Origin of the sequence: Cellulomonas septica, assembly GCF_012396155.1 — a bacterium.
In the GTDB taxonomy this organism is placed as follows: domain Bacteria; phylum Actinomycetota; class Actinomycetes; order Actinomycetales; family Cellulomonadaceae; genus Cellulomonas; species Cellulomonas septica.
In genome coordinates this window covers 1-2,834 of sequence record NZ_JAAXOY010000485.1, presented here as the reverse complement: position 1 = coordinate 2,834, position 2,834 = coordinate 1, and the positions used below count along the sequence as shown (strand labels likewise).

At 75.2% G+C, this 2,834-nt stretch carries 2 protein-coding genes and 1 pseudogene; 1 reads left to right on the top strand and 2 read right to left on the bottom strand.

Annotated elements, in window-relative coordinates; translation table 11 throughout:
* Positions 1 to 2,007: glycosyltransferase (locus HGA02_RS15435; protein WP_168679941.1), on the top strand; the 2,007-nt coding region annotated here is incomplete at its 5' end.
* An 85-nt stretch (positions 2,008 to 2,092) separates the two neighbouring features.
* Here the strand turns inward: HGA02_RS15435 and HGA02_RS15430 are convergent.
* A complete protein-coding gene (locus HGA02_RS15430) occupies positions 2,093 to 2,467 on the bottom strand; it encodes a VOC family protein (protein ID WP_168679939.1) in 375 nt (124 codons plus the stop codon).
* A gap of 64 nt (positions 2,468 to 2,531) precedes the next feature.
* A pseudogene (locus tag HGA02_RS20505) lies at positions 2,532 to 2,834 on the bottom strand (hypothetical protein); the annotation flags it as partial.

The following is a 2,834-nucleotide window of genomic DNA, read 5'->3' as shown; positions in this document are numbered from 1 at the left end:
GGCATCCCGTCCGAGATCGTCGACCGCGTCTTCGAGCCGTTCTTCACGACCAAGCCCGTCGGGTCCGGCACCGGGCTCGGCCTCGACATCTCGTGGCGCATCGTCGTCGGCAAGCACCACGGCGACCACCGCGTCCCGCTCGGCCTGCCGGACCACCCGCTCCCGCGGCACGAGGACCTCGCGGAGCTCGACGAGGAGGAGCTGCTGGCCGAGCTCGCCGCCGCCGCACCGCCCGGACCGGTCCTCTGGCTCGGCTCGCGCACCGACCGGCCCGACGAGTACGCGCGGCTCGAGGCGCCCTTCGCGGGGCGCGTCGTCCAGCACCTCGACATCCACGCGGGTCCGGGCGTCGACGTCGTCGCGGACGTGCACGCGCTGTCCACGGCCGTGCCCGCGGGCGAGTACGCGCTCGTGGTGTCGCGAAGCCTGCTCGAGCACGTCGCCGCACCGTGGCTGGTCGCCGCCGAGATCGGCAAGGTGCTCGTGCCGGGCGGGCTCACGTGCCACGTCGTGCCGTGGACCTGGCCCACGCACGCCCAGCCGAACGACTTCTGGCGGCTCTCCGACGCGGGCCTCCGCCAGCTCTTCGGGCCCGCGACGGGCTTCCGCACGCTGCGCACGGGCATGGCCGGTGGCGTGACGGTGACGCCGTCGGCGCACTGGCGCGAGCACGCGTACCTCATGCCCGCGGTCGCCAGCGAGTCCGGGGCGTGGGTGGTCGCCGAGAAGGTCGGTCCGCCCGCCGGTCCCGTGAGCTGGCCCGTCGACGCCGCGGACAGCGCCGAGGTCGCCCGTCGCTACCCCGTCGACGGCCTCGCGCCGGCGGCCCCGCCCGTCGGGACCACCGCACCTTCCGACGTCGTCGCGTCCCGGACCCCCACGTCGCCGGACGTCGTCGCGTCCGAGACCCCCGCGTCGCCGCACGTCGTCGCCCCCCGGGCCCCCGCGCAGGTCCCCGCGCGGTCCGAGCTCGCCGACGCCCGTCGGGACCCCGCCACCGCGCAGCCGCGGTCGGCCGCCGTGACCGCGATCCTCCCGCTCTACCAGGGCGCCGGCTACGTCCAGGACGCGCTGCGCTCGATCACCGCGCAGACCCTCCTGCCCGTCGAGGTCCTCGTCGTCGACGACGGCTCGACCGACGGCGGCGGCGCGCTCGCGGCCGCCTTCGACTCGCCCGTGCCGATCCGCGTGATCCGGCAGGACAACGCCGGGCAGTCCGCCGCCCGGAACACCGCGGCCGCGGCGGCGCGCGGCGAGCTGCTCGCGTTCCTCGACCAGGACGACACCTGGTACCCGCAGCACCTGGCGCGGCTCGTGCGGCCGTTCGCGCGCTCGCAGCACGTCGCGTGGTCGTACAGCGACTTCGACGAGATCGACGGCGAGGGCGGGACCGTCACGCGCTCCTACATCCGCACGTACCAGCTGCCGCACCCGCACCGCACGCTGCTCGAGCTGCTCGCGTCCGACCTCATGGTCGTGCCGTCCGCGTCCGTGCTGCGGGCCGACGCCTACCGCGCGGTCGGCGGGTTCGACCCGCAGCTCGTCGGGTACGAGGACGACGACCTGTTCATCCGCATGTTCCGCGCGGGCTGGCACGCGGAGTTCGTCCGCGAGTCGCTCACCCGGTTCCGCGTGCACGCGACGAGCACGTCGGCCGGCGAGCGGTTCCGCGCGAGCCGCGTCGCCTTCCTCGACAAGCTCGCGCGCACCACGCCCGACGACGTCCGCATGCAGCGGTACTACGTGCGCGACCTCGTCGTGCCGCGCCTGTTCCAGATCACCCTCGACGACTACGTGACCGCCCTGCGGTCGGGCGACCTCGACGCGGCCCGCGCGATCGCGGGGACCGCCGCGCAGGTCGCGGCGTACGGGCGGCCGAGCGCGCGACGACGTCGACGTCTGCGAGCGCTCGAGCGGCCCGAGCTCGTGCAGGCCGCGCTGCGCGCCCGGGCGGTGCTGCCGTCCTGGCTGCAGCCGTCGGTGCACGCGGCGTTCGACCGGCCCTGAGCCGCGCGCGGGACGTCGTCGGTCGTGACGTCGTCGGTCGTGACGTCGACGTGCGCGACGTCCCGTGCGCCGTCCGTGTCGCCCGTCAGCCCGCGTCCGACGCGTCCGTGGTGCCCTCGTACAGACCCATCTGGTTGCCCTCGGAGTCCTCGAAGACCGCCCACCAGCTCGTCGGCGAGATCTCCTCCTTGCCGCGGACGACCTTCCCGCCGTTCGCCTCGATCGCCGCGAGGGCCTCCTCGATCGAGTCGACCTCGATCGTCGACCGCGGGACCTGCAGGTCGCCGCCGCGCGGCCCGAACCCGCCGCCGCTGATCTGGTTCGGTGCCCGCCACATCGGGTAGCCCTCGTAGCCGGGGTACTCCTGCGCGTCCCACCCGAACACCGTCCGGTAGAACGTCGTCGCCCGCTGCATGTCGTCCGCAGGGATGTCGACATGCGTGATGTCGCCGTGCGCCATGGCCGTCGCTCCGCTCGTCGCGCTCGTGCCCGCCGCCGTCCGCGCCGGGCCGGACGTCGCCAGACTAGGGGCGGCGGGCGGGTCGGCGCAGCCCGTGCATCTGCGGTCCGCGCGGCCCGAGCCGCACCGCGCCGACGTGCGTGAAGCCGCGCGCGACGTAGAACGCGACGTTGCTCTCGAGCGTCGTGTTGACGTGCGCGGGCAGGTGGTCCGGGACGCCCGCGAGCCCGGCCTCGACCAGCGCCCCGGGCGAGGCGAGGAAGTGCCGGACGATCGCGTGCGCCTCGGGAAGGTCGCGCTTCGTCCACTCCTCGGCCCAGAACACCGCGTCGAGCTCGAGGTGACCGACCCCCAGGCGCGCGGCGGC